Genomic DNA, 25,912 nt, shown 5'->3' with positions numbered 1-25,912 from the left:
AAAAAATCTCCTCAGCAGTCCAGTGGGTTGCGTTTTTCCGGGTTGATCCCGAACTTGACGATAGCGTCAGCCACCACCTTGGGTTCGATCTCACCACGGTCAGCCAAGGCTTCCAGGGCTGCCAACACCACGAAGTGACGGTCGACTTCGAAGAAGTGACGCAGCTTCTTGCGGCTGTCACTGCGGCCGAAACCATCGGTGCCCAGGACTTTGAATTCCTTGGACGGGACCCACTGGCGAATTTGTTCAGCAAACAGTTTCATGTAGTCGGTAGAGGCAATGACTGGACCTTTACGGCCGGCCAGGCACTCTTCGACGTAGCTCTTGGCAGGCTTCTGGCCAGGGTGCAGGCGGTTGCTGCGCTCTACGGCCAGGCCGTCGCGACGCAGTTCGTTGAAGCTGGTAACGCTCCATACGTCGGCGCCGACGTTGAACTCTTCGCGCAGGATCTTCGCTGCTTCACGCACTTCACGCAGGATGGTGCCGGAGCCCATCAGTTGCACGTGGTGCGCCGCTTCCTTGGTGTCTTCTTCGAGCAGGTACATGCCCTTGATGATGCCTTCTTCCACACCGGCCGGCATCGCTGGCTGCTGGTAGGACTCGTTCATCACGGTGATGTAGTAGAAAACGTCCTGCTGTTCTTCGGTCATCTTCTTCATGCCGTCCTGGATGATCACCGCCAGCTCATAGCCGTAGGTTGGATCAAAGGTGCGGCAGTTCGGGATGGTAGCAGCCAGGATGTGGCTGTGACCGTCTTCGTGTTGCAGGCCCTCGCCATTGAGCGTGGTACGGCCGGCGGTGCCGCCGATCAGGAAACCACGGGTGCGGCTGTCGCCTGCTGCCCAGGCCAGGTCGCCGATACGCTGGAAACCGAACATCGAGTAGAAGATGTAGAACGGCAGCATCGGCTGGTTGTGGCTGGAGTACGACGTACCGGCAGCGATGAAGGAGCTCATGGCGCCCGCTTCGTTGATGCCTTCTTCGAGGATCTGGCCCTTCTTGTCTTCCTTGTAGAACATCACCTGGTCTTTATCGACTGGCTCGTAGAGCTGGCCGACGGAGGAGTAGATGCCCAACTGACGGAACATGCCTTCCATACCGAAGGTACGGGCTTCATCCGGGATGATCGGGACGATACGCGAACCGATTTCCTTGTCCTTGACCAGCTGTGCGAGGATCCGCACGAAGGCCATGGTGGTGGAGATTTCACGGTCGCCCGAGCCGTCCAGGATCGCCTTGAGGGTATCCAGTGGCGGTGTAGGAATGTCGAAGGACTTGGCGCGGCGCTGTGGCACGAAACCGCCCAGTGCGGCACGACGCTCGCTCAGGTAACGGGCTTCGGCGCTGTTCGGCTCCGGCTTGAAGAATGGCAGGTTTTCCAGCTCTTCATCTTTGACTGGAATGTCGAAGCGGTCGCGGAACAACTTCAGGCTGTCGACATCGACTTTCTTGGTGTTGTGCGCAGTGTTTTTCGCTTCGCCGGCACCGGTGCCATAACCCTTGATGGTCTTGGCCAGGATGACGGTAGGTTGTTCTTTGTGGTTGACCGCTTCGTGGTACGCCGCATAGACCTTGTACGGGTCGTGGCCGCCACGGTTGAGTTTCCAGATCTCGTCGTCGGACAGGTCGGCAACCATCGCCTTGAGTTCAGGCGTGTTGAAGAAGTGTTCACGTACGAACGCGCCGTCTTTGGCCTTGTAGTTCTGGTACTCGCCGTCGATGACTTCGTCCATGCGACGTTGCAGGATACCGTCGACGTCTTTGGCCAGCAGTGGGTCCCAGAAGCGACCCCAGATGACTTTGGTCACGTTCCACTGAGCACCGCGGAACACACCTTCGAGTTCCTGGATGATCTTGCCGTTGCCGCGAACCGGGCCGTCGAGGCGCTGCAGGTTGCAGTTGATGACGAAGATCAGGTTGTCCAGCTTCTCGCGGCCGGCCAGGGAGATGGCACCCAGGGATTCCGGCTCGTCACACTCGCCGTCGCCCAGGAAGCACCAGACTTTCTGCTTGCCTTCAGGGATGAAGCCACGGGCTTCCAGGTACTTCATGAAGCGTGCCTGGTAGATCGCCTGGATCGGGCCCAGGCCCATGGATACAGTCGGGAACTGCCAGAAGTCAGGCATCAGCCAAGGGTGCGGGTACGACGACAGGCCGTTACCGTCCACTTCCTGGCGGAAGTTGTTCATGTGTTCTTCGGTGATACGGCCTTCCATGAACGCACGGGCGTAGACGCCTGGCGAGGTGTGGCCCTGGAAGTAGATCAGGTCGCCGCCGTGCTCGTCGGTCGGGGCCTGGAAGAAGTAGTTGAAGCCGATGTCGTACAGGGTTGCGCTGGAAGCGAAGCTGGAGATGTGACCGCCCAGGTCAGAATCTTTCAAGTTCGTGCGCATTACCATCGCCATGGCGTTCCAACGTACCAGCGAGCGAATGCGGCGTTCCATGAACAGGTCGCCAGGCATGCGTGCTTCGTGGGTTACGGGGATGGTGTTGCGGTACGGCGTGGTGATGGCGTAGGGCAGTTGCGAGCCGCTGCGGGTCGCGAGTTCGCCCATACGGGTCATCAGGTAGTGAGCACGGTCTTCGCCTTCTTTGTCGAGAACCGATTCCAGGGCGTCCAGCCATTCCTGGGTTTCGACGGGATCGAGGTCTTGCATGGCTTGCTCCAGGGCGGAAAGGCTACCAGAATCGGTTGCCTGAAGTTTGCGACTGGCCTTGTGGGCAGACGACATAAATTCTTGGATGGCCGAAGGTTGCTTCGGCGTCCTGTAGTTTTACTACAAATCGTCGGCCATTTCAGCCTTTCGAATGTATATACGAGTAGTAAAACTACACAAGACCGAGTGGATTGCTCGGTCTGGCTGGTGAGCATAATCGTTATTGTTGATCTTTTGCGAACAAGAAAAGGTGAAAGTTTGATGTTGCCTGCCAAGATTAATTTAATTTCAGCTATTTATAACCTTTGTTCGACAGTCCTTCACCGAGCGTGGTTCTTGCGTTCACAGCAACAAGCCTTTTACGCGCCGACCAAGGATAGACCATGAGCCTTCCAATACTGGCCGAACTACCGGCCATTCTCTTGCCTTTCGCCAGCCGGGCCGAGCAGTCATTTCGTGACGCAGTGGCCGCGCTGGACGACGATCATGGCCTTTCTGCGTGGACGCCGCAACGGTGGGCCGACTTTGCCCGCGTGTGCGCCGCCAGTGATTTCGTCATTGAACAGAGTGTTCGTGACCCTTTGATGTTGCTCGAGCTGGTGGCCTGGGGCGAGTTGGACCGCGGGTTTGCACCGGGCGAGCTGTGCGGGCAGATTGCCGCTGCCGTGCAACAAGCCGAAACGGAAGATGAGTTGGGCCGGGTGCTGCGTCGCCAGCGCACGCGCCAACAAGTGCGCATTATCTGGCGCGACCTGACCCGACAGGCGGACCTGGTACAAACCTGTCGTGACCTCTCCGATATGGCCGACGCCTGCATCGACCAAGCCTACCAGTGGTTGTACCAGCGCCACTGCGTGCAGTTCGGCACCCCCACCGGCCGGCGCAGCGGTCAAGCCCAGCACATGGTCATCCTGGGCATGGGCAAGCTTGGGGCGGTGGAGCTGAACCTGTCCTCCGATATCGACCTGATCTTCGCTTACCCCGAGGGGGGCGAGACGGTGGGCGTCAAGCGCGCCCTGGATAACCAGGAGTTTTTCATTCGGTTGGGGCAAAAGCTGATCAAGGCCCTCGACCCGATGACCGTCGATGGGTTTGTTTTTCGCGTGGATATGCGTCTGCGCCCATACGGTTCGGCCGGTGCCTTGGTGCTCAGCTTCAATGCGCTGGAGCAGTACTACCAGGACCAGGGCCGCGACTGGGAACGCTACGCCATGATCAAGGCGCGCGTGGTCGCCGGCGACCAGTTGGCTGGTGCCGAACTGCTCGATATGCTGCGGCCCTTCGTCTATCGCCGCTACCTCGACTTTTCTGCTATCGAAGCGCTGCGCACCATGAAGCAGTTGATTCAGCAGGAAGTACGGCGCAAGGGCATGGCCGAGAACATCAAGCTGGGCTCGGGCGGCATCCGCGAAGTGGAGTTCATCGCCCAGGCGTTCCAACTGATCCACGGCGGTCGTGATCTGAGCCTGCAACAGCGGCCGTTGCTCAAGGTACTCGGCACCCTGGAAGGGCAGGGGTATTTGCCCTCGGCGGTAATAGCCGAATTGCGCAATGGCTATGAGTTTCTGCGTTACACCGAACATGCGATCCAGGCGATTGCCGACCGGCAGACGCAAATGCTTCCGGACAGCCCGGAAGACCAGGCGCGCATTGCCTTTATGCTGGGTTTTGCTGACTGGGCAGCTTTCCATGAACGCCTGATGTACTGGCGTGGCCGTGTGGACTGGCACTTTCGCCAAGTGATTGCCGATCCCGATGAAGAAGAGGGCGAAGAGAGCGAGTTGGTCGTCGGCGGCGAGTGGTTGCCGTTGTGGGAAGAGTCTCAGGACGAGGACGCGGCGTGTCGCCAGTTAAGCGAAGGCGGTTTTGCCGACGCAGCCAAAGCCCTCAAAGCCTTGGCGGGCCTGCGCAGCAGCCCGCAATTGCGTGCCATGCAACGCCTGGGGCGTGAGCGGCTGGATGCATTTATCCCGCGCTTGCTGGCCCAGGCTGTCGAGCATGCCAACCCGGACCTGGTGCTGGAGCGTGTGCTGCCTCTGGTGGAGGCGGTCGCTCGTCGCTCTGCCTATTTGGTGCTGCTCACGGAGAACCCCGATGCCTTGCGCCGGCTGCTGACACTGTGCGCCGCCAGCCCGTGGATCGCCGAGCAGATCACCCGTTTCCCGTTGTTGCTCGATGAGTTGCTCAACGAGGGCCGGCTGTTCAAGCCGCCGTTGGCGCCGGAACTTGCGGCCGAGCTGCGCGAGCGCCTCACGCGCATTCCTGAGGATGACCTCGAACAGCAGATGGAGGCCCTGCGCCACTTCAAGCTGGCGCACCGTCTGCGCGTGGCGGCTTCGGAAATCGCCGGCAGCCTGCCGTTAATGAAAGTCAGCGACTACCTCACCTGGCTTGCCGAAGCCATCCTCGAACAAGTGCTGGCCCTGGCCTGGCGCCAGACCGTGGCCCGTCATGGCTCGCCGCAGCGCTCAGATGGGACGCTGTGCGATCCTGGGTTCATCATTGTCGGTTATGGGAAAGTCGGTGGGATCGAGCTAGGGCATGGTTCGGACCTGGACCTGGTGTTTATCCACGATGGCGACCCGCAGGCTGAAACCGACGGTGCCAAGCCGATCGACGGTGCGCAGTTCTTCACACGCCTGGGCCAGCGGATCATTCACCTGCTGACTACCCAGACCAACTCCGGCCAGTTGTACGAAGTGGACATGCGCCTGCGACCTTCAGGCGCATCCGGCTTGTTGGTGAGTTCCTTGGGGGCGTTTGACCGCTATCAACAAAATGAAGCGTGGACCTGGGAACATCAGGCCCTGGTACGGGCACGAGTGTTGGTGGGCAGCCAGGATGTGGGTCATGCATTCGAACACGTACGGGCTATAGTGTTGGGGCGTGAGCGGGACTTGGCGAAGCTGCGCCAGGAGGTCAGCGAGATGCGTGCCAAGATGCGCGACAACCTGGGCACCAAGACCACGGCCGCCGGTATGGGCGCGAATGCCTTCGAAGCCACGGCAGCGTTCGACCTCAAGCAGGACGCCGGAGGTATCGTCGATATTGAATTTATGGTGCAATACGCGGCTTTGGCGTGGTCTGCGCAACATCCATCGTTGCTGCGCTACACCGACAATATCCGCATTCTGGAGGGCCTGGAGCAGGTCGGGCTGATGCCCGCCGCCGATGCCCATTTGCTGCGCGAGGTCTATAAGGCCTACCGTTCCGCCGCTCACCGCCAGGCCCTGCAGAACGAGGCCGGCACAGTCGCCGGGGATCAGTTCGCCGACGAACGGCGGCAGGTGATGCGAATCTGGCAGGAGCTGGGGTTGAGCTGAAACATTATTAGGTAGGGCGGGGAGGCATAAGCCTCCCCGCATCGTTTGTGGAAACTACATGAATATTCTGATCGTTGGGCCCAGTTGGGTCGGTGACATGGTGATGGCACAGACACTGTTCCAGTGCCTGAAGCAGCGTCATCCCGACTGCCAAATCGACGTGCTCGCCCCTGAGTGGAGCCGGCCGATCCTCGAGCGCATGCCCCAGGTGCGCAAAGCCTTGAGCTTTCCGCTCGGCCATGGCGCCCTCGAACTGGCGACCCGCCGTCGCATCGGCAAATCCCTGGCGGGTGAGTACGAGCAGGCGATCCTGTTACCCAACTCGATGAAGTCGGCGTTGGTGCCGTTTTTTGCCGGCATCCCCAAGCGCACCGGCTGGCGCGGCGAGTTTCGCTATGTGCTGCTCAATGATGTGCGCACCCTCGACAAAGCGCGCTACCCATTGATGATCGAACGGTTCATGGCCTTGGCGTACGAGCCGGGCGCCGAGTTGCCGACGCCGTATCCGCGCCCCCGTTTGCAGATCGACCCGGTCACCCGTGATGCGGCGTTGGCCAAGTTCGGCCTGAGCCTGGACCGCCCGGTGCTGGCGCTGTGCCCTGGCGCCGAGTTTGGCGAGTCCAAGCGCTGGCCGTCGGAGCATTACGCCAAAGTCGCCGAGATGAAAATCCGTGAAGGCTGGCAGGTGTGGCTGTTTGGTTCGAAGAACGATCACTCGGTCGGTGAAGACATTCGCCAGCGCCTGATTCCCGGCCTGCGCGAAGAAGCGGTGAACCTCAGTGGCGACACGTCCCTGGCCGAGGCCATCGACTTGCTGTCTTGTGCCGACGCGGTGGTCTCCAACGACTCCGGGCTGATGCATGTGGCCGCGGCGTTGAACCGTCCGCTGGTGGCGGTGTACGGCTCCACATCTCCAGGTTTCACTCCACCCTTGGCCGATCAGGTCGAAGTGGTGCGCCTGGGCCTGGACTGCAGCCCATGCTTTGACCGCACCTGCCGTTTCGGCCACTACAACTGCCTGCGCCAACTGCTGCCGCAACCGGTAACCGATGCCTTGCAGCGGTTGCAGGGCCACGTGGTCGAGGTTCACTGAGTTGCGGGTTCTGGTAATCAAGACCTCATCCCTGGGTGATGTGATCCACGCCTTGCCGGCGCTGACTGACGCAGCGCGGGCGATCCCCGGCATTCGCTTTGATTGGGTGGTGGAAGAGGGTTTTGCCGAAATCCCTAGCTGGCACCCGGCGGTGGACAAGGTGATCCCGGTGGCGATTCGCCGCTGGCGCAAGAACATCTGGCAAACCATCAAGAGTGGCGAGTGGCGGCGCTTCAAGCAGCGTGTCCAGTCCACCAAGTATGACCTGGTGATCGACGCCCAGGGCCTGTTGAAAAGCGCCTGGCTGACTCGCTATGTGCGTGCGCCGGTGGCTGGCTTCGATAAACATTCGGCCCGTGAACCGATGGCTGCGCGCTTTTATTCCCGGCGTCTGGCCGTGGCTCGCGGGCAGCATGCGGTGGAGCGTTTGCGCCAACTGTTTGCCGTGGCCTTGGGCTATGACCTGCCCAAAGGTCTGGGCGACTATGGCCTGAACGTCGAGAAACTGCTCGGCCTGCCACCGAAAAAACCTTTTGTGTTGCTGCTGCACGGCACCACTTGGGACACCAAACACTGGCCCGAAGCCTATTGGCGCGAACTGGCCGAACGCATGGGGCGCCTGGGCGTGGACGTCAAGCTGCCATGGGGCAACGCCGCCGAAAAGGCCCGGGCCGAGCGCCTGGCCCGGGGCCTGCAACATGCCGAAGTGCTGCCCAAGCTCAACCTGGCGGGCGTGGCCGGTGTCTTGGCCAGTGCCCGGGCCTGCGTGGCGGTGGACACCGGCCTGGGTCACCTGGCGGCCGCGCTGGATGTCCCGACCATTTCCCTGTTCGGCCCCACCAACCCCGGCCTGACCGGTGCCTACGGCAAAGGCCAGATTCACTTGGCCAGCGACTTTGCGTGTGCTCCGTGCCTGCAAAAGCAGTGCACCTACCAACCCACCGCCGATGACCTGCGTCGGTTCGACATCGCGCGTGAGTCGCCGTTGTGCTTCACGCGCTTGAACCCTGAGCGTGTAGCAAACCGACTGAGTACGTTGTTACTGGCTGAGGAGCAGCACTGATGCAACTGGCTTTTGTCCTCTACAAATACTTTCCCTTCGGTGGCTTGCAGCGCGACTTCATGCGCATCGCCCTGGAGTGTCAGCAGCGCGGCCATCAGATTCGTGTGTACACATTGATCTGGGAGGGGGAGATCCCACCGGGCTTCGAAGTGCTGGTGGCGCCTGTCAAGGCGCTGGTCAACCATCGTCGTAACGAAAAACTCTATGCCTGGATCCAGGCCGACCTTGCCAAGCGTCCGGTAGACCGTGTGGTGGGGTTCAACAAGATGCCAGGGTTGGATGTGTACTTTGCCGCCGATGGTGTGTTTGAAGACAAGGCCCAGACCCTGCGCAACCCGATGTACCGCTGGTTCGGGCGTTACAAGCACTTCGCCGAATACGAGCGCGCGGTGTTCGACAAGAACGCCAGGACGCAGATCATGGTGCTGTCCGAGCATCAACAGAAGCTGTTCACCCAGTATTACGGGACCCAGGCCGAGCGTTTTCATCTGTTGCCGCCCGGCATCGCCCGCGACCGCCGCGCCCCCCCGAACGCCGCCGAGATTCGCGCTGAGTTTCGCCGTGAATTCGGCCTGGCCGACAGCGATTTGTTACTGGTGCAGATTGGTTCGGGTTTTAAGACCAAGGGTGTCGACCGCAGCCTCAAGGCTGTGGCCGCGCTGCCGTCGCAATTGAAGAAGCGCACCCGGCTATTTGTAATTGGGCAGGACGACCCCAAAGTATTCCAATTGCAGAGTGCTGCGCTGGGTCTGGGCGAGCAGGTACAGTTCTTCAAGGGGCGCAGCGATATCCCGCGCTTCCTGCTGGGAGCGGACCTGTTGATTCACCCTGCCTACAACGAGGCGGCCGGTATGGTGCTGGTCGAAGCGGTGGTCGCGGGCCTTCCAGTCCTCGTGAGCCAGGTCTGCGGCTACGCGTTTTACATCGACAAGGCCCAGAGTGGCCGGGTGTTGGACGAGCCATTCGAGCAGGCGCAGCTCAACCGTTACCTGGTCGATATGCTCGACGATCCACAAGCGCGCGCGACCTGGAGTCGCAATGGTTTGGCCTTCGCCGAGACGGCCGACCTCTTTAGCATGCCGCAGTACGCTGCGGACCTGATTCTGGCGGAGCCGAACCGATGAAGTTGATTCTTGCCGAACCCTTCAAGACCCTGTGGGCCGGACGCGATGCGTTCGCCGAGGTCGAGAAGCTGCAAGGCCAGGTGTTCCGCGAGCTGGCCGCGCGTCGTACGTTGCGTACGGTCGTGGACGGTCACGCCTATTTTGTGAAGATTCACCGTGGGGTCGGTTGGGGCGAAATCATCAAGAACCTGATCACGGCCAAGCTGCCGGTATTGGGGGCAGGCCAGGAATGGTTGGCGATCCAGCGCTTGCAGGCGCTCGGCGTGCCGACCATGACCGCTGTGGCGTTTGGCGAAAAAGGCAGCAACCCGGCCGACCAGCATTCGTTTATCGTCACCCAGGAGTTGGCCCCGATTGTCAGCCTGGAAGACTTGACCCTGGACTGGGTCAAGCAGCCGCCTGTGCCGGCCATCAAGCACGCCTTGACCGCCGAGCTGGCACGGACCGTCGGTGCGATGCACCGGGGTGGCGTCAATCATCGTGATTGCTACCTCTGCCATTTTCTTTTGCACACGGATCGACCCATCACCGTCGACAACCTCAAGTTGTCGGTGATCGACCTGCACCGTGCCCAGGTGCGTGCGACGATTCCCGCGCGCTGGCGCGACAAAGACCTGGCCGGGCTGTATTACTCCGCACTGGAGATCGGCTTGACCCCGCGCGATAAACTGCGCTTTCTCAAAGGTTACTTTCAGCAGCCATTGCGCCAGATCCTGGCAGAGCAAAAGACGCTGCTGGCCAAGCTGGAACGCATGGCCGATAAACTCTATGCCCGCAAGCAACGATACGGGGACGCGCTCTGATGGCGGGTTGGAACCTGGAGCCCGCTTACGCCGCCTTGGCGGACGATTTTGGAAGCCTGGAAGCGGTATTCGCCCTGCAAGGCGAACAACTGACCTGCGATCCGCTGTCGGAAGTGATTCGGGTGGAGCGTGGCGGGGTCAATTATTACGTCAAGCGCTACACGGGCGCGGGCAAGGGGCTGCGGCGTTACCTGGGCAAGCCTCGAGTGAAGTCTGAATGGCAGAACCTCAAGCGCTTTGCCAAATGGGGCATTCCCACGGCCGATGTGGTCGCTTGGGGCCTGGACCGCAAGGGCCTGGCGTATAGCCGGGGTGCAATGATTACCCGTGAACTGCCCAAGACGGAAGACTTGTCAGTGCTGGCCGAGCGCCATGATCCGCGCCTGAAAGACCCCCGGTGGGTCGATGCCATCAGCCGCCAGCTGGCCGAATACACGCGTACCCTGCACGATCACCGTTTCACCCATAACGACTTGAAGTGGCGCAACCTCCTGGTGGACGACCAGCGAACCCTGTACCTGATCGATTGCCCTAATGGTGATTTCTGGCGCGGCTTCTGGCTCAAGTACCGCATCACCAAGGATCTGGCCTGCCTGGATAAAGTCGCCAAGTATCACTTGTCGGCCACCCAGCGCTTGCGCTTTTATCTGCAATACCGTCAACGCACGCACCTGGCGGCGTCGGACAAACAGCGAATTCGCCACGTGGTGAAGTTTTTCGAGGGACGTGAATGAGTGATTTCCTGGCGGCCGAAGACCGCGCCCTCTTGGCGCGCAACGGCCTCACTACCTTCGACGCCCTGTGGGCCAAGCAACTGGAGGCGGTGGACGAGCCGAACACCAGCGAAGGCGGCTGGAGCAGTGTGTATCGCCTGGAACTTGAAGGTCAGGGGTACTACCTCAAGCGCCAGAGCAACTACCTGACGCGGACCTTGCACAGACCCTTTGGCGAACCGAGCTTTGCGCGTGAGTTTCGCAACATCCGCCGTTACCGAAAGTATGGGATCCCTGCGTTGCAAGCGGCCTTTTTTGGCGAACGCAAGGTGAAGGGCGAGCATCGTGCGATGCTGCTCACCCGTGCCCTGGATGACTGGAATGACCTGGACTCGTTGCTGGAGCAATGGGCGCAACTGAACGATGCCCAACAGCGCGCTATCTTGTTGGCCTGTGGCCAATTGGCGCGCCACCTGCACAGCATGGGGCAGGTGCACGGCTGTTTTTACCCCAAGCATATTTTCATGCAGGCTAACGGTGACGGTTATGCCGCGCAGTTGATCGACCTGGAAAAAACCCGGCCGTTGTTGTTTGGCTGGCGCGACCGGGTCAAGGATCTGGAGCCGCTGCTGCGTCGAGCCCCGCAATGGGCACCGGCGCAGCAGCGGCAATTGCTGGCGGCTTACCTTGAGCAACCTGAGGACAGCTCGCTGGTTCGCACTTGGCAACAACGCCTGACGGCGCGCCGCAGCCACAAGGAAAACCGCTGATGCGTCTATCCGAGCTCAAACATGCCGGCCGTACACCCAGCTTGCCGTTGACCCTCGACTTGGCGGATTCGGCAGGCCCTGGGCAGTTGCAGCTGTTGAGCCTGTTGCGCGTTCTGCCGGGGCAACGCTATGTGGGTGCGGCGGTGTGGCGCGGTCGCCCGGTGCTGGCCAAGTTGTTGGTCGGCAGCAAGGCTGTGCGGCATTTTCAGCGTGAGCTCAAGGGCGTGCGTTTGTTGGCCGAGCAGGGCCTGGTCACACCCTTGTTGCTGGCCGATGGCTTGCAGGAAGGCGAGGGTGGCTGGCTGTTGTTCGAATTTCTCGAAGGTGCCCAGAGCCTGGCCGACGCCTGGCATGCCGTCGAAGGTTTGCCGCCATTGGCGGACGAGCAGACCGCTGTGCTCGCCGAGGCACTGGGCGCCATTGCCCTGATGCACGCCAAAGGGCTTTGGCAGGAAGACCTGCACCTGGACAACCTGCTGCGCCAGGGCGGCCAGTTGTATTTGATCGATGGTGCCGGGGTCCGTGTCGAAACGCCGGGCAAGCCGCTGTCGCGTAACCGGGTGCTGGAAAACCTCGGGGTGTTTTTTGCCCAGTTGCCCAAAAGCCTCGCGCCGTTTACCGAAGAGTTGCTGGTGTACTACCTGCTCAGCAACGGCGAGCATGCTCTGCCCCTGGAGGCCCTCGAAAAGCAGGTGCACAAAGTCAGCGCCTGGCGCTTGAAAGACTTCTTGAGCAAAGTGGGGCGCGAATGCACGCTGTTCAGCGTGGTGCGTGGCGCTTTTGGCCTGCGAGCGATTCGTCGCGAAGAAGAGGCGGCGATGTTGCCGGTGCTGGCGCAGGCGGATGCATTGCTCGACCAGGGCCATCTGTATAAAACCGGTGGCACTGCGAGCGTGGCCAAGGTCGAAGTGAACGGCCGCCCGCTGGTGATCAAGCGTTACAACATCAAAAGCTTCGCTCACTGGCTCACCCGCTTTTGGCGGCCGAGCCGCGCCTGGCACTCCTGGCGCGAAGGCAACCGCCTGGCATTCCTCGGTATTGCCACGCCCAAGCCGCTGGCTGTGTTGGAAAAACGGTGTTTCTGGTTGCGCAGCCGTGCGTACCTGGTCACTGAGTTCCTGCCGGGGCCGGACATCATCGAGCGCTTCGCCCCGTATGTTGAGCACGGTGATGCCCCTGAACATGAACTGCTGGCGCTGGACCAGCTGTTCGCCGAGTTGATTGGCGAGCGCATCAGCCATGGCGATTTCAAGGGCCACAACCTGTACTGGGATGAAGGCCGCTGGGCGATGATCGACCTGGACTCCATGCGTCAGCACCGTTCCATTGCCAGCTTCGCCCCGGCGTATGCCAAGGATCGTGCGCGGTTTATGCGCAATTGGCCGCAGAGCAGTGCGCTGTATCAGGTGATTGATCAGCGCTTGCCTAAAGAGATCAGGGTCGCCAGTTGAAGCGGGCCTTCGGCCCTATCGGGGGCAAGCCCCCACATTAATAAAGTGTGGGAGGGGGCTTGTCCCCGATGGCGGCCGTCCATGCGCTGCATTCAAAACTGATACTGCGCCCCTGCCCCCGCATACCACGACCGCCCCGGCGCCGCTTCGTAGTAGCGGCCATTACCGTCGCCGACAATCACCGAGCCCACATACTGGCGATCCAGCAAGTTGTCCAGGCGCAAGGTTTGGTGAAAGGTCCAGTGCTCCACTTTCTGCTCGAACCGCGCGCGCCAGTTGAACACGCTATAGCCTGGCGCGGGGTGTTGTTGGTTGGTGTCTTCTACGTAGACTTTGCTGCGGTACATGCCTTCGAGGGCGGTGCTGACCCAGTCGCGTGGCTTCCAGTTCAGCTCGGCGAACAAGGTGGTTTGCGGGACGCCGGGGAGGTAGTTGCCTTTGTCCACGGGTTTGCCGCCGCCGATGAAGTCGCTGTCGTAGGTGGCTTGCAGGCGGGTGTAGGCGAGGTTGGTGCTCCACTGCTCACTGAGTTGGCTTTCGACGCCCAACTCAAAGCCTCGGCGCAGGGTGCGGCCGGCGTTTTGGTAGGTGGTGCGGCCGTCCTTGGACGATAAGACGACCAATTCGTCGTCAGTGGTAATTTGAAACAGGGCGGCATTGAGCCGCGTATCTTGGCCGATCCTTGCCTTGAGCCCTATTTCGTATTGCTTGCTGACCGACGGCTTGAGAGCGAAGTTGAACCCATTTGAGGTCGTCGAATAAGCCGATTCGGCCTGGGTCGGGGTTTCGAAGCCCTTGCCGGCGCTGACGTATCCGTGCAGGTCGGGAGTGAAGGCGTACATCGCGCTGACCGAGGGCGTGCTCTTCTGGTAGGTCTTGTTGCCGCTGTCATTGCCGTCGCTCAGGAAGTGGTCGTCCACGTCCATTTTCATCGTGCTGTGGCGCAGCCCGGCTTGCAGTGTCCAGTCGCCCAGCAGCCAGTTGGCTTGCACGAACGGGTCAAGGCTGGTGGCCGTGTCGATTTCGTCGCGGCCTAGTGCACCTTTTACGCCGTGCTCGCCGTTGAGGGTGTTGGAATAGCCTTGGCGATCATCCTGGCTGCGATCGTAATCCAGGCCAGCAATAACCGTCAGATCGCCCGGTGCGCGAGTGACAGGCTGTAGCCAGTGGACTGAGCCTCCGTAGAACTTCCGGTCAAAATCTACAACACCACCGCGCTTGTCGGGTGCCGTGCCGCCCGGAATCGACAGGTACTGAATCACGCTCCGCCGTCCGGTATACGCGTTGACCTGCAACGTCGCGTCGCCGATGTAACGTTCGTAATTCAGGCCCAATTGCTGATGATCGATACTTTTTCGTGTGTTGTATTGCAGGGCCGCAGGCGCCACCGAGCGCGGGTCGGCCTTGTACGCCGCCCAGGTTTGCCCCAGCGGATCTTGCGTGCCGTTCTGCTCCAGGCTGCTGTAGATCAACGCCAGCTTGCTGTCGTCATCAGGCTGGAAGTTGAGTTTGGCGAAGGTCTGGTCGCGGCGGGCGCTGCTGTGGTCGCGGTAGCCGTTGGTGTCCATGCGCGAGGCGTCGAGTACGAAGCCTGCGCCATTGGCTGCGCCTTCTGCGCTGAGGTGGTTTTTGTTGAGGCCGTCGCTGCCCACCAGGGTTTCGGCGCCGATGCGCGGCGGGCCTTCGCCGTCGCGGGAAAACATCTGGATCACGCCACCGGCATTACTGCCGTATAACGTCGCCGCGGGGCCGCGCAGTACTTCGATACGTTCAGCTGTGTCGAGGTTAAACGTAGCGGCCTGGCCCTGGCCGTCCGGGGTGCTGGCGGGGATGCCATCGGCGATCAACTTGATGCCGCGGACACCAAATGCCGAGCGCGCACCGAAGCCGCGGGAGGAAATCTGTAGGTCCTGTGCGTAGTTCTGGCGATTCTGTACCACCAGGCCAGGCACGCGGGACAAGGCTTCGGAGGCGTTGATGCCCAACTGACCGTCGCTGATCTGTTCGCGACTGATGCCATCTACCGAGTACGGCAGGTCGAACGTTGGGCTGGCGCTGCGTGAGCCGGTGACGACGCTGGGGTCGAGGACCAGTGGTGCGTCATCAGCCAGGGCGGTAGTGCACAGGCCCAATGCAAGCAGGGCGGAAAGGGCAGAAGGATTCATAGGCAGGCTGGGTCCATAGCGCGACGCCAGTGGTTGGCGTCGGCGCAAAAGAGCGCAAGTTTAACGGTTACCTCTTCTTTTGCCGAACGCTATGGTCTGGGTGGGGAAATCGGACGCTTCCTACGCCTGATTGCGTAGCGAGGTGCCTGTGAGTGCGGGCCTTGGGGTGTTAGGTTCCAGCCCTCAACAGGGGAGAACAGTATGAAAGCGGGAATTGAGGGGCTGCTGGTGCTGATGGGGATCGTTTCGGTTCTGGAGGGCTGCGGGACCGTGACGACGGTGTTTCGGGACGGCGATGTGGTAGCACGTGAGCTCAAGGCGAACAGAACCTATTGCCAGACAGTTCCGCGTGTCTACAGCGGAGTGGCCTATGACCTTTGTGTGTTGCACGCCCCTCCGCATTCCGGAAGTGGCGTGTCGTTGAACGACGTTCCTTGGGCATTTATCGATGTTCCCATTTCTGGCGTTCTGGATACGCTCATCCTGCCCTATACGATCTACCGGCAAAATGTCGACGGCAGCATTGAGCTGCGCTAGGTCCTCGCCGCTAACAGCTTCCTACTGCTTTTAAGCTATAATCCCGCCCTTTAGCTGTTTCCCGCCCCAGGCGAGAGGCACACTTTTTTCAGGCGCCCTGCGCCTGCATGCAGACTAAAAGAGGCTAGACCCCTGTGGCATTGACGATTCTTGGCCTGTCCGGCGCCCTTAGCCATGATCCTTCCGCAGCCCTGTATATCGACGGCAAGCTGATTGCGGCCGCCGAAGAAGAGCGCTTCGTACGCGACAAACATGCAAAGAACCGCATGCCCTACGAATCGGCGAAGTTCTGCCTGGAACAAGCCGGCATCAAGCCTTCGGACGTTGACGTGGTGGCGATCCCGTTCGCACCGATCAGCCTGTTCGGCGAGGCACGCTGGCACTATGCCAAGCGTTACTGGTACGCCCCGGACCGCGCGCTTGACGCGATCCTGATGGGCAACCGTCGCTACAAGCGCTATCGCAACAAGATCGTCTGGTGCCTGGAGCAATTGGGCTTCGATCCGAAGAAAATCAAGATCGAACCGGTTGAGCACCACCTGGCCCACGCCTCCAGCGCCTACCACTGCTCGGGCTTCCAGGAGAAAACCGCGATCCTGGGGATCGACGGCAAAGGTGAGTACGCCACCACGTTCTTCGGTTACGGCGAAAACGGCAAGATCCACAAGATCAAGGAATTCTACGATCCGGATTCCCTCGGCGGCCTGTACGGCGCGATCACCGAGTTCCTCGGCTTCGAGATGCTCGACGGTGAGTTCAAGGTCATGGGCATGGCGCCCTATGGCGATGCCAGCAAGTACGACTTCTCGCGCCTGGCCTCCTTTGAAAACGGTGAGTTGGTGATCAATACCGACTACGCCAACGTCATCGGCCTGCGCCGCTATAAAGAGAAGGGCAAGGGTTTCTACTTCTCGCCAAAACTGATCGAGTGGTTGGGGCCCAAGCGCGAAGGCGATATTGCTGACGAACCGTACATCCACTACGCGGCCAGCATGCAGGCGCTGTTCGAGAAGCTGGCCCTGCAGATGATCGACCACTACCTGGGCGACATCCTCAAGGACACCGGCAAGCTGGCCTTCGCCGGTGGTTGTGCGTTGAACGTCAAGCTGAACCAGAAAATCATCGCCCGCGATGACGTCAAAGAGCTGTTCGTACAGCCGGCGTCCGGCGATGCCGGTACTGCGGTGGGGGCTGCTGCCTATGTGTCCCATGCCCGTGGTGTTCCGGTGGAGAAAATGGAACACGTCTATCTCGGCCCGTCCTATAGCAACGAGGACGTGATTGCCGCGTGCGCCAAGCACGAGAGCAAGCCGAACTGGCGCAAGATCGAAAACATGCCTAAGCGCATTGCCAAGATCATGGTCGACGGTAACCCAGTGGCCTGGTTCCAGGGGCGCATGGAGTTTGGCCCGCGCGCACTGGGCGGTCGTTCGATCATCGGTTGCCCGAGCGCCACCGGCGTGGCGGACCGCATCAACCACCAGATCAAGTTCCGCGAGCGCTGGAGGCCTTTCTGCCCGTCGATGCTCGACACCGTGGCCCCGCAGATGATCAAGGTCGATCACCCGGCGCCGTTCATGACCTTCACCTTTGAAGTGTCGGAAGAATGGAAAACCCGCGTGCCGGAAGTGGTGCATGAAGACGGCACCTCCCGCGCCCAGGTGCTCAAGCGCGAATACAACCCGCGCTACTACGACATGATGAAAGAGCTGGAAGTGCTGACCGGTAACGGCGTGTCCTTGAACACGTCGCTCAACCGTCGTGGCGAAGCAATGATCTGCTCGCCGACCGACGCGCTGAACATGTTTTTTGGTTCGGACCTGCAGTACCTGATTATGGAAGACATCCTGGTCGTCAAAGAGGGTGTGGACCCTTATGACGCTGTGGTCTAGATGCTAAATCGCTTTCAGGGTTGGCGTGAACGTGGCTGGGCGCCTGTCGAGGCCGAGGTTTACGCCCAGGCCTGGCAGCGTTACGGCGGCAGTGTGGCAACCCATCCGCAGGTGATCGAACGGTTGGCCTGCCTGGCTCAGCTTCCCGTGCGTTACCTGGGCTGGGAGCAAGGCGGTGAACTCAAGGGGGCGATAGCCACCTGGGGGCGGGACTTGGCGCTGTCCAAGGACGTACTCAAGCGTGCCGGCAAGAAAGGCCTGTTTGACCTGGGCAATGCCGAGATCATCTTGCCGATTGCCGCCGATGCACAGGTGCCGTTGCGTCATCGTGCGCGCTACCTGTCGGCGTTGAACGATGGGCGCGTCAGCACCCTCAAGCCTCAGGCCGAGCAATTGGCCATGGCACGCACCCCTGAAGAACTGTCGAAAAAGTTTCGCTACAACCAGCGGCGCGAGTTGCGTCTGCTGGAAGAAGCGGGCGGCGTGGTACGGGCGGTCAGTGAGTTTTCCAGCGTGGAGCTGGCGGCGATTTACTGCGATCTGTTCCAACGTCGCTGGGGCTTCCCACCCGTAGGCGCGGCGCGTCTGGCTGAGGTGCTGGAATTGCTCAAGGATTTCTTGTTCGGTTCGGTACTGTTTCTCAATGATGCCGCGATCGCTGTGCAATTGGTGTATCAGGTGCAGTCCAGCGAATGGTTCAGTGCTGAGTACGTCAACGGCGGTGTCGACCCTGAAACCCGTGCGTTCAGCCCCGGCAGTGTCCTGAGCTTTCTCAACACCCAAAGCGCCTGGGAACAGGCGCGAGCGGCCAATAAGTCGTTGCGCTTTTCTTTTGGGCGTTCCGACCGCGAATACAAGGAGCGCTGGTGCAATCCAGTGCAGGTTTTCAGCGTATGAATCGCAAGCAACTACTGCTCAAGCGCCATCGGCGTAATAAGCGCATTGCGCTCTTTATCGGCTTCCTGTTGCTGCTCAAGGTCGGCATTTTTGTGGCCTGGTGGTTGCCGCCGATCCTGGCGGTGCTGCTGTGGGTCGCCCATGAAGCCTGGTTTGCCGATAGCTTGTTTTACTCGCCCAAAGACAATTATGAGTACGCGTTCCCTGCCGGCAGCGAGCAGCCCGGTTTGCGCCTGGAGTCCGGGCAGCTGTTTCTGGATACGCCCCTGGGGGCCGACGAAACCCTGATCGTCGGTGTCGAGTTGAAAAGCACGTGGCTGGGGCGCTTCGTCGACCCTGCGGTGGAGCTGCGGGGCCTGGGTACGCGGGACCGGCAGGTGTTCGAGCGCGGTGTTGCTGGGTTTCGCTACCTCAACCTCACGGGGGCCGCCGAAGCACTGAGCGCGGGCAAGATCACGCTGCGCGGACGTTTTTGCCGGATCAAGGGGCAGCCGACGCTGTGGCGCTTTCGTCACGCGGACTATCAGCAACAGCGCGTCATGGTGATTGCTCCCCACGCCGACGATGCTGAACTGGCCGCATTCGCCCTATACAGCCAGGCCGCCGAAAGCTGGATTGTCACCCTGACTGCCGGTGAAATCGAAGCCGAGCATTATCGGAAAATGGGTATGCCCAAGGCTGAAGCGGCGCGTATCAAGGGCCGCCTGCGTGCCTGGGACAGCATTGCCGTGCCGCGGTGGGCGGGCGTGCCCGAGGCCCAGTGCGTGCAATTGGGTTACTTCTGCATGCGGCTGCAGGCCATGCAGGCCGAACCGAGTCAACCTAAGGCTTCTCGCGAAGCCGAATTGAGCGACACACGACTGTTTCGCCAGTTCAACGCGTTTACACTGCCCGGCGACGAGGATGGTGCGCCGACCTGGAACAACCTGATCGCGGACTTGCGGGCACTGTTGCTCAAGGCGCGGCCGCAGGTGGTCGTGTTGCCCACGCCATTACTCGACCCTCACGCTGACCACATCTGTGCCCATGCGGCGACACTGGAAGCCTTGAAGGGCCTGGAGTGGCAGCCCGACACATTGCTCGGCTATGCCAATCACCTGCATGATAACGACCGATGGCCCATGGGGGATTCGGGGGCTGGCGTGGCGCTGCCACCGCATTTCTATGCTGGGGGTGAGTTTGTGCCTTGCAGCTTCTCGCTCACCTTGAGCCAGCAGCACGACAAGGCCATGGCCTTGGGCATGATGCATGACCTGCAGCCGCGACCGCCGTTCAAGCGTCGGGTGCGCCGGGTTGTGCAGCGGATACTGGCGGGCCGTAGGCCGTCGCCTTATGGAGAGGACGAATTCTTTCGCAAGGCCGTGCGTCGGCACGAACTGCTGTGGGTTCTGAAGCAGGATTGAGAACCTATCGAAGGCAGGCTAACAATCGCTTGTCGCCCTTTTACCGGGCCGCGTGCCCGTCGCCAGATCGCTGTATGGAGAGTTATGAAGCCTCGTTTCAAGGTTTTGCAGTTACAGCCGGACTACAACGTCAAGACCAATGACTTCGCCGACTTGGGTGAGCAAATCGTCAAATCCTTGCCGGCTGAGCGTTTCGAGGTCACATCGGGGTTTCTCAGTGGGCGCCCATTGCCGGGCCAGCCCCTGAGTGTGGCCGAGCACTCCCACTATTTCGAGCTGCCGGAGAAGTCCCTCAAGGGCATCCGCTTTGGCGCCATGTGGCAGATCTACAAATATTGCCGCGAGCAGAAATTCGATGTGGTCATTTGTAACCGCTTCAAGTCGGTGAACATGATGCTGTCGCTCAACCGTTGGTTGAAAATCCCGCTGTGCGTTGGTATCTCGCACGGCTTTGGCGAGTATGACCGTGGTTACCGTCGGCGCCAGACGCGACGCTGGGTCAGCCCGGCGTGGCGTTTTGTGGGGGTGTCGGAAGCGGTGAAGGATTATCTGGTGGACCTCGACTGTGGGTTCACCCGTGAAAACACCAGCTATGTCACCAACGCGATCGATATTCCCCAGGCAGAAGCCTTGCAGTTCACCCGCGAAGAGGCGCGCAAGGCCCTGGGCCTGCCAATGGACGCTCGGATGATCGGCGCGTTGGGGCGGCTGGTGCCGATCAAGGGCCACACTCACCTGCTGCAAGCCTTTGCCAGCCTCAAGGACAAGTACCCCGAGGCACAGGTAGGCATCATTGGTTCCGGTCGTGCAGAAGCCGATTTGCGTGCAGACATCGAGCGCCTGGGCCTGACCGGTCGCGCGCATTTGCTGGGCTTTCGCGAAGACGGCATGAGGTACGTGCGTGGCTTCGACATCTGGACCATGCCGTCGCTGTTTGAGGGCCTGGGCCTGGCGCTGTTGGAAGGCATGAGTGGACACCTGCCGGTCATCGCCTCCAACGGCCCTGCGATGTTGCCACTGGTGCAGGGCGCGGGCGGCCTGTCCCATGACCCGGGCAACGTCGAGCAATTGGCCGTCGCCCTGGATACTTATCTGGCGCTGAGCGATGAACAGTTACGCGCCAAGGGTGAAGAGGTGTTCCGCTATCTGCAGGCCAACCACACCCTTGAAGAGTTCAGGCACAAGTACCTGACTCTGATTGAAACCGGTTTACGTGAAGTGGGTAGAGCATGACTCGGCAACAACCTCTGGTCTCGGTGATCATTGCGTCCTACAACCATGGCCCGTATATCGAACAGAGTATCCTCAGTGTGCTGGGGCAGACCTATACCGCTATCGAGTTGTTGGTGGTGGATGACGGCTCCAAGGATGACAGTGTCGAACGCATCCGGCGCTTGCAGGCCGAGCACGGCTTTGATTTCCAGGTGCAACAGAACCAGGGCCTGACCAACACCCTCAACGGCGCGATCGCCCGGGCCAAGGGGAGCCTGATCGTTCCGTTCGGCTCCGACGACATCATGCTGCCCGAACGTATTGCGACCCAAGTGGCCTACATGGAAGGCAAGCCGAAGGTTGGCATCTGCGCCGGCAACATTGAACTGATCGATGGCCAAGGCATACCGTACCCTGAGAAGAAGCAGCACCGCGACCTGCCGTTTCGCAGCCTGGACTTCGATGACCTGTTCCTGGACCGCAAGCCGTTCCCTCCGGCGCCCACCTTGATGATTCGCCGGGATGCGCTTGTAGAGGTGGGTGGTTTCGATCCGTTGATCCCCCTGGAAGACCTGCTGATCGAGCTGAAGATTGCCCATGCGGGCTACACCATCGATGTATTGGGCGTGGTAATGGCGCGCTATCGTCAGCACGCGACCAACACGTACAAGAATCATCGCTACATGATCGAGAACATCCTCAAGACTTATGGCTTGTTCAGCGATCACCCGGCTTATGATCAGGTTCGTTACAACTTCCTGAACTCGATGTTCCTCAAGACTGCCGACCGTGACCGCCCGCTGGCGCGGGAGATCCTCAAGCAGATCCCGCTGAAGTTCTGGGGACGCAAGACCTTGCGTGGGCTGGTGCGGCTGTATCTGATGCCGCTCAGGAGCTGAGCGCGGCGAGGGATGTGAAAAAGGCGACTATCACCTGTGATAGTCGCCTTTTTTGTCATTTGGCGGGGCGGGGGAGGCGCTGCACCTGTTCGCGAATTTTCGTCGTGGCGCTCTGGCTTGCAACGCACGCGTAGCCCTTGAGCAGTTGCTCGAAGTGGGTTTCGAACAGCCAGTTGCGGTCCTGCGGGTAGCGTTGCATATGGCACAGATTACGTTGGCGCAGGGCATAACGGAGTGACGAGGGGTAGATGCGCAGGTCGGCCACGTCGATCAGGCCGAACTCGCCATCGTCCATCAACAGCACATTACCCAGGTGCAGCGAGCGGAAGTACACGCCGCGCTCATGCAACTGCGCCATGAACCGGCCAAAGCGCTCAATCAGCGATTCGCGCAAGCTGCTGTCCAGGCTTTGCAGCGCCTGGCGCAGGGTCAGGCCGGGCAAGGGGGTGTAAGTCACGGCACTGCTGGCGTCGTCCAGGCGGTAGAGCGCGAGGATTTCAGGGGTGGGGATCCCCAAGGTGCGTAATTGCTCGCTGTTGCTGGCAAAACGCTCGGAATACGGGTTGAAGCTGCCCGAGGTGTACCAGCGGCGTGCGCGAAAGATCTTGAGGAAGCTGCCGTCTTCCAGGCGTAAGACTTTTGGTCCCAGGCCGTCGGCTTCTATCACATGGGCGTTGTTGCAAAGCTGATCGAATGCCTGGGTCTTGATGCTTTGCACGGGCATGCGCAGTACGCTGCGGCGACGCTGGGCGATGCTCAGGCCGGCGATTATGGCCAGGGGAATCCACAACAGGAACCAATGTTCCTTGGGGCGCGACAGAATGCCGCCGCCTTCGGTCAGGCCGGCGCCGATGCCGTAGGCCAGCAGGGAAGAGGCCAGGATGAACAGCGGTTGTGCCCGTTCCTTGAAGCCTTTGCGCAGGCCCCAGCCGAGCATGAAGAGCCATGGGATAAAACCGATGATGCCGACGTAATAAAGCACGCCGAGGGCGAAGCTGTGGGGCTCGCGCAGTTGGTTGCCATCTGCGAGTGTCAAGTACAGCTCGGAGTCGTAGCTATGGCCGATCCAAGGGTGTTCGGCGATACGTTGCAGCGACATGCTCCACAATTCAAGGCGGAACGAGCTGCCACGGTCAGTGATCAACGCTGGATAGAACAGCAGGAGCACAATAGAGCTCAGGACCAATCCAGCAATAAATATTACCGAGCGGCGGTTACGGCTGATAAAACTCATCCACAGGATTGCTAGCGTCAACGCGACCAATGGTGTTCGGGAGCCTGTCGAAAAGACCGCTGCGATCATGATTGCAAGGGCTGGAACGCTGAACCACAACACCTTCAGGCGCTGGGTTGTCATGCAAACGTAAAGCCAGTAAATACTGAAAAAGCCGAAAAGATGAGAGCTGAGCAGCGGGTTGTCGAGGGCTCCCCGACCACCGATCATGCGCATGCCCGGTTCGAAGCCTTTGGCGAACGCCACCAGGTTGCACAAGCACACCACCAGCGCAATCACTGCGGCACTGAAGAAGATCGGCTTGAACAGTTCGTTACGGTAATGCAACAAGAACCCGAAGCCGCCAAACAGCATGAACGTATTCAGCGGGCGCTTGAACAGGTCCGAGTCGTTGGAAGACTCCGGGGTCCAGAGCATGCTGGTCAGCGCCCAGGCAGAGAAAACCAGAAACGCGATGGCCAGGGGCTCACGCAACAGTTCCTTGAGCTCTCGAGGGCGCATGCACAGCAGGAACAGGGTCGGCACGCTGAAGGTGATGTAGAAGAACCGGTGCAGCACATTGCGATTGGTGACAAAAAACAATGAGCTCAGGAGCAGCAACAGGCCGATGGGCAAAATCCACAGGATCAAGAAGTCTAAAAAGCGATTTGAGCCATAGATGAAGCGCTTGGAGTGCATACAGTAGAGCCATTCCAGAAAGAGAAAGCCGACCATCTTAAGGTAGTGGCTATGTAATGTCGTCGGTCAGATCCAACAGAGCCGCGGGTTACGTCGGGTGCAAGTACAACAGAGAAGCTGTGATAAAGTCAGCCTCCTTTTTCAAAACGCCGCGTGATATGACCGACTCCAGTCCGAGCGCAAGCCCTTCGAGCTTGAAAATATACTTCCGCCTGCTTAGTTACGTTAAGCCCTACATGGGCTTGTTCGCGTTGAGTATCGTCGGATTTCTGATTTTCGCGTCGACCCAGCCAATGCTGGGTTACATCCTCAAGTATTTTGTCGACGGCCTTTCCAATCCGGAAGCCGTGCTATTCCCCACCGTGCCGTTACTGCGCGACCTGCAATTGCTGCAGGCTGTGCCGCTGCTGATCATTCTGATTGCAGCCTGGCAGGGCTTGGGGTCGTTCCTGGGCAACTACCTGCTGGCCAAGGTTTCCCTGGGCCTGGTGCACGACCTGCGGGTGCAGTTGTTCAACAACTTGCTCACGCTGCCAAACCGCTACTTCGACAACCACAACTCCGGGCACCTGATTTCCCGCATCACCTTCAACGTGACCATGGTCACGGGGGCGGCGACCGATGCGATCAAGGTGGTGATTCGCGAAGGCATGACGGTGATCTTCCTGTTTGCCTCCTTGCTGTACATGAACTGGCGCCTGACGCTGGTCATGATCGCTATCCTGCCGTTGATTGCCGTGATGGTCAGTACGGCCAGCAAGAAATTCCGCAAGCAGAGCAAGAAAATCCAGGTGGCCATGGGCGACGTGACCCACGTGGCCTCGGAAACCATCCAGGGCTATCGCGTGGTGCGCAGCTTCGGTGGTGAGGTCTACGAGCAGAAACGCTTCTTCAGGGCCAGCCAGAGCAACACCAACAAGCAGCTGCGGATGACCCGCACTGGGGCCATCTACACCCCGGCGCTGCAATTGGTGATCTACTCCGCGATGGCGGTGTTGATGTTCCTGGTCCTGTATCTTCGTGGGGATGCGTCGGCCGGTGACATGGTGGCCTACATCACGCTGGCTGGTTTGTTGCCCAAGCCGATCCGCCAACTGTCGGAAGTCAGCTCGACGATCCAGAAAGGCGTGGCGGGTGCCGAAAGCATTTTTGAACAGCTGGATGAAGATGTTGAGATCGACCACGGCACTATCGAGCGCGACAAGGTCAGCGGTCGCCTGGAAGTGCGTCATCTGAACTTCACCTACCCTGGCACCGAGCGCCATGTGCTCAAGGACATCAGCTTCACCGCCGAGCCTGGGCAGATGATCGCCCTGGTGGGCCGTTCGGGCAGCGGCAAGTCGACCCTGGCCAGCTTGATCCCGCGCTTCTACCACCATGAAAGCGGTGAAATCCTGCTCGATGGCGTAGAGGTCGAAGACTACAAGCTGCTTAACCTGCGCAAGCACATTGCCCAGGTCACCCAGCACGTGACCCTGTTCAGCGACACCGTGACCAACAACATCGCCTACGGCGACCTGGCTGGCGCACCGCGTGCCGATGTTGAGGCTGCGGCGGCAGATGCCAATGCCAAGGACTTCATCGACCAGTTGCCCAAGGGTTTCGATACCCAGGTCGGCGAGAACGGCGTGCTGTTGTCCGGTGGTCAACGCCAGCGCCTGGCGATTGCCCGTGCATTGCTCAAGAACTCGCCGTTGCTGATCCTCGATGAGGCCACCTCGGCCCTCGATACCGAGTCCGAGCGGCATATCCAGGCGGCGCTGGACAAGGTCATGCAAGGTCGCACTACCCTGGTGATCGCGCACCGTTTGTCCACCATCGAGAAGGCGGACCTGATCCTGGTGATGGACGATGGCCGGATCGTCGAGCGCGGCACACATGGCGAGTTGTTGGCGCAGAACGGCTACTACGCGCGTCTGCACGCGATGGGCCTGGATGCACCGGTGTCGGCCGATATCACCTGATCTGACCGGTGCGCACAGGGCAAATGTGGGAGGC

Annotated in this window: 18 protein-coding genes; 15 read left to right on the top strand and 3 right to left on the bottom strand. The window is 60.3% G+C overall.

Translation table 11 applies throughout. From position 1 onward, the window contains the following. Window positions 1-11: 11 nt before the first annotated feature. Window positions 12-2,657, bottom strand: a complete 2,646-nt coding sequence (gene aceE / locus M5B43_RS18440) for a pyruvate dehydrogenase (acetyl-transferring), homodimeric type (RefSeq protein WP_248751441.1) — start codon at window positions 2,655-2,657, stop codon at window positions 12-14. Between the two features lie 383 nt (window positions 2,658-3,040). On the opposite strand from aceE, the gene glnE reads away from it, so the two are divergent. From glnE to M5B43_RS18400, 8 genes are read left to right on the top strand one after another with little or no spacing between them, the layout of a single operon-like run. Beyond that, complete coding sequence (glnE, locus tag M5B43_RS18435; protein WP_248751440.1) at window positions 3,041-5,980, top strand: bifunctional [glutamate--ammonia ligase]-adenylyl-L-tyrosine phosphorylase/[glutamate--ammonia-ligase] adenylyltransferase; 2,940 nt, start codon at window positions 3,041-3,043, stop codon at window positions 5,978-5,980. A gap of 58 nt (window positions 5,981-6,038) precedes the next feature. Further along, on the top strand, window positions 6,039-7,073 hold the full coding sequence (waaF, locus tag M5B43_RS18430) for a lipopolysaccharide heptosyltransferase II (RefSeq protein WP_248751439.1): 1,035 nt from the start codon (window positions 6,039-6,041) through the stop codon (window positions 7,071-7,073). A 1-nt stretch (window position 7,074) separates the two neighbouring features. After that, window positions 7,075-8,136 carry a lipopolysaccharide heptosyltransferase I gene (waaC, locus tag M5B43_RS18425; RefSeq protein ID WP_248751438.1) on the top strand — a complete coding sequence of 354 codons (1,062 nt, stop codon included), beginning with the start codon at window positions 7,075-7,077 and terminating at the stop codon, window positions 8,134-8,136. After that, a complete protein-coding gene (locus tag M5B43_RS18420) occupies window positions 8,136-9,260 on the top strand; it encodes a glycosyltransferase family 4 protein (RefSeq protein WP_248751437.1) in 1,125 nt (374 codons plus the stop codon). Before waaC ends, M5B43_RS18420 begins: the two co-directional genes overlap by 1 nt. Further along, window positions 9,257-10,063 carry a lipopolysaccharide core heptose(I) kinase RfaP gene (gene rfaP / locus M5B43_RS18415; RefSeq protein ID WP_248751436.1) on the top strand — a complete coding sequence of 269 codons (807 nt, stop codon included), beginning with the start codon at window positions 9,257-9,259 and terminating at the stop codon, window positions 10,061-10,063. Before M5B43_RS18420 ends, rfaP begins: the two co-directional genes overlap by 4 nt. Continuing rightward, window positions 10,063-10,797: a lipopolysaccharide kinase InaA family protein gene (locus M5B43_RS18410; RefSeq protein ID WP_248751435.1), complete on the top strand. Its 735-nt coding sequence runs from the start codon at window positions 10,063-10,065 to the stop codon at window positions 10,795-10,797. Before rfaP ends, M5B43_RS18410 begins: the two co-directional genes overlap by 1 nt. Continuing rightward, window positions 10,794-11,546 carry a lipopolysaccharide kinase InaA family protein gene (locus tag M5B43_RS18405; RefSeq protein WP_248751434.1) on the top strand — a complete coding sequence of 251 codons (753 nt, stop codon included), beginning with the start codon at window positions 10,794-10,796 and terminating at the stop codon, window positions 11,544-11,546. The genes M5B43_RS18410 and M5B43_RS18405 overlap by 4 nt, the downstream gene beginning before the upstream one ends. Continuing rightward, the gene (locus tag M5B43_RS18400; protein ID WP_248751433.1) at window positions 11,546-12,997 is read left to right on the top strand and encodes a lipopolysaccharide kinase InaA family protein; all 1,452 of its coding nucleotides are present in this window, start codon (window positions 11,546-11,548) and stop codon (window positions 12,995-12,997) included. Before M5B43_RS18405 ends, M5B43_RS18400 begins: the two co-directional genes overlap by 1 nt. 92 nt (window positions 12,998-13,089) lie before the next feature. Here the strand turns inward: M5B43_RS18400 and M5B43_RS18395 are convergent, their stop codons facing one another. After that, window positions 13,090-15,162, bottom strand: a complete 2,073-nt coding sequence (locus M5B43_RS18395; RefSeq protein ID WP_248751432.1) for a TonB-dependent receptor — start codon at window positions 15,160-15,162, stop codon at window positions 13,090-13,092. Window positions 15,163-15,363: 201 nt separating this feature from the next. Between M5B43_RS18395 and M5B43_RS18390 the strand changes: the two genes are divergently transcribed. The 6 genes from M5B43_RS18390 to M5B43_RS18365 all read left to right on the top strand — a co-directional run bounded on the left by M5B43_RS18390 (window position 15,364) and on the right by M5B43_RS18365 (window position 22,002). After that, window positions 15,364-15,699, top strand: a complete 336-nt coding sequence (locus tag M5B43_RS18390; RefSeq protein WP_248751431.1) for a YceK/YidQ family lipoprotein — start codon at window positions 15,364-15,366, stop codon at window positions 15,697-15,699. A gap of 134 nt (window positions 15,700-15,833) precedes the next feature. Next, window positions 15,834-17,591, top strand: coding sequence for a carbamoyltransferase (locus tag M5B43_RS18385; RefSeq protein WP_248751430.1), 1,758 nt, complete (start codon window positions 15,834-15,836; stop codon window positions 17,589-17,591). Next, the gene (locus M5B43_RS18380) at window positions 17,592-18,488 is read left to right on the top strand and encodes a GNAT family N-acetyltransferase (RefSeq protein ID WP_248751429.1); all 897 of its coding nucleotides are present in this window, start codon (window positions 17,592-17,594) and stop codon (window positions 18,486-18,488) included. Further along, window positions 18,485-19,891 (top strand): PIG-L family deacetylase, encoded by a 1,407-nt coding sequence (locus tag M5B43_RS18375; RefSeq protein WP_248751428.1) that lies wholly within the window; start codon window positions 18,485-18,487, stop codon window positions 19,889-19,891. Before M5B43_RS18380 ends, M5B43_RS18375 begins: the two co-directional genes overlap by 4 nt. A gap of 84 nt (window positions 19,892-19,975) precedes the next feature. Continuing rightward, entirely contained in the window at window positions 19,976-21,124 is a 1,149-nt protein-coding gene (locus M5B43_RS18370; RefSeq protein WP_248751427.1) for a glycosyltransferase family 4 protein, read from the top strand. After that, a complete protein-coding gene (locus M5B43_RS18365; protein WP_248751426.1) occupies window positions 21,121-22,002 on the top strand; it encodes a glycosyltransferase in 882 nt (293 codons plus the stop codon). The genes M5B43_RS18370 and M5B43_RS18365 overlap by 4 nt, the downstream gene beginning before the upstream one ends. Window positions 22,003-22,057: 55 nt before the next feature. Here the strand turns inward: M5B43_RS18365 and M5B43_RS18360 are convergent, their stop codons facing one another. Further along, the gene (locus M5B43_RS18360) at window positions 22,058-23,914 is read right to left on the bottom strand and encodes a bifunctional O-antigen ligase/aminoglycoside phosphotransferase family protein (protein WP_248751425.1); all 1,857 of its coding nucleotides are present in this window, start codon (window positions 23,912-23,914) and stop codon (window positions 22,058-22,060) included. A 158-nt stretch (window positions 23,915-24,072) separates the two neighbouring features. Here M5B43_RS18360 and msbA point away from each other — a divergent pair, with 158 nt between their 5' ends. Beyond that, window positions 24,073-25,878: a lipid A export permease/ATP-binding protein MsbA gene (gene msbA / locus M5B43_RS18355; protein ID WP_248751424.1), complete on the top strand. Its 1,806-nt coding sequence runs from the start codon at window positions 24,073-24,075 to the stop codon at window positions 25,876-25,878. Window positions 25,879-25,912 lie beyond the last annotated feature (34 nt).

The organism is Pseudomonas sp. MWU15-20650 (assembly GCF_023242475.1).
Classification (GTDB): Bacteria; Pseudomonadota; Gammaproteobacteria; order Pseudomonadales; family Pseudomonadaceae; genus Aquipseudomonas.
Note: the sequence above shows the minus strand (reverse complement) of the source record. Positions and strands in the feature narration are given on the sequence as shown.

What these genes read in the sequence shown, in the direction of transcription:
- aceE (WP_248751441.1), bottom strand. Translation starts at nt 2,657, where the DNA reads ATGCAAGACCTCGATCCCGTCGAAACCCAGGAATGGCTGGACGCCCTG.
- glnE (WP_248751440.1), top strand. Translation starts at nt 3,041, where the DNA reads ATGAGCCTTCCAATACTGGCCGAACTACCGGCCATTCTCTTGCCTTTC.
- waaF (WP_248751439.1), top strand. Translation starts at nt 6,039, where the DNA reads ATGAATATTCTGATCGTTGGGCCCAGTTGGGTCGGTGACATGGTGATG.
- M5B43_RS18420 (WP_248751437.1), top strand. Translation starts at nt 8,136, where the DNA reads ATGCAACTGGCTTTTGTCCTCTACAAATACTTTCCCTTCGGTGGCTTG.
- rfaP (WP_248751436.1), top strand. Translation starts at nt 9,257, where the DNA reads ATGAAGTTGATTCTTGCCGAACCCTTCAAGACCCTGTGGGCCGGACGC.
- M5B43_RS18410 (WP_248751435.1), top strand. Translation starts at nt 10,063, where the DNA reads ATGGCGGGTTGGAACCTGGAGCCCGCTTACGCCGCCTTGGCGGACGAT.
- M5B43_RS18405 (WP_248751434.1), top strand. Translation starts at nt 10,794, where the DNA reads ATGAGTGATTTCCTGGCGGCCGAAGACCGCGCCCTCTTGGCGCGCAAC.
- M5B43_RS18400 (WP_248751433.1), top strand. Translation starts at nt 11,546, where the DNA reads ATGCGTCTATCCGAGCTCAAACATGCCGGCCGTACACCCAGCTTGCCG.
- M5B43_RS18395 (WP_248751432.1), bottom strand. Translation starts at nt 15,162, where the DNA reads ATGAATCCTTCTGCCCTTTCCGCCCTGCTTGCATTGGGCCTGTGCACT.
- M5B43_RS18390 (WP_248751431.1), top strand. Translation starts at nt 15,364, where the DNA reads ATGAAAGCGGGAATTGAGGGGCTGCTGGTGCTGATGGGGATCGTTTCG.
- M5B43_RS18380 (WP_248751429.1), top strand. Translation starts at nt 17,592, where the DNA reads ATGCTAAATCGCTTTCAGGGTTGGCGTGAACGTGGCTGGGCGCCTGTC.
- M5B43_RS18375 (WP_248751428.1), top strand. Translation starts at nt 18,485, where the DNA reads ATGAATCGCAAGCAACTACTGCTCAAGCGCCATCGGCGTAATAAGCGC.
- M5B43_RS18370 (WP_248751427.1), top strand. Translation starts at nt 19,976, where the DNA reads ATGAAGCCTCGTTTCAAGGTTTTGCAGTTACAGCCGGACTACAACGTC.
- M5B43_RS18365 (WP_248751426.1), top strand. Translation starts at nt 21,121, where the DNA reads ATGACTCGGCAACAACCTCTGGTCTCGGTGATCATTGCGTCCTACAAC.
- M5B43_RS18360 (WP_248751425.1), bottom strand. Translation starts at nt 23,914, where the DNA reads ATGCACTCCAAGCGCTTCATCTATGGCTCAAATCGCTTTTTAGACTTC.
- msbA (WP_248751424.1), top strand. Translation starts at nt 24,073, where the DNA reads ATGACCGACTCCAGTCCGAGCGCAAGCCCTTCGAGCTTGAAAATATAC.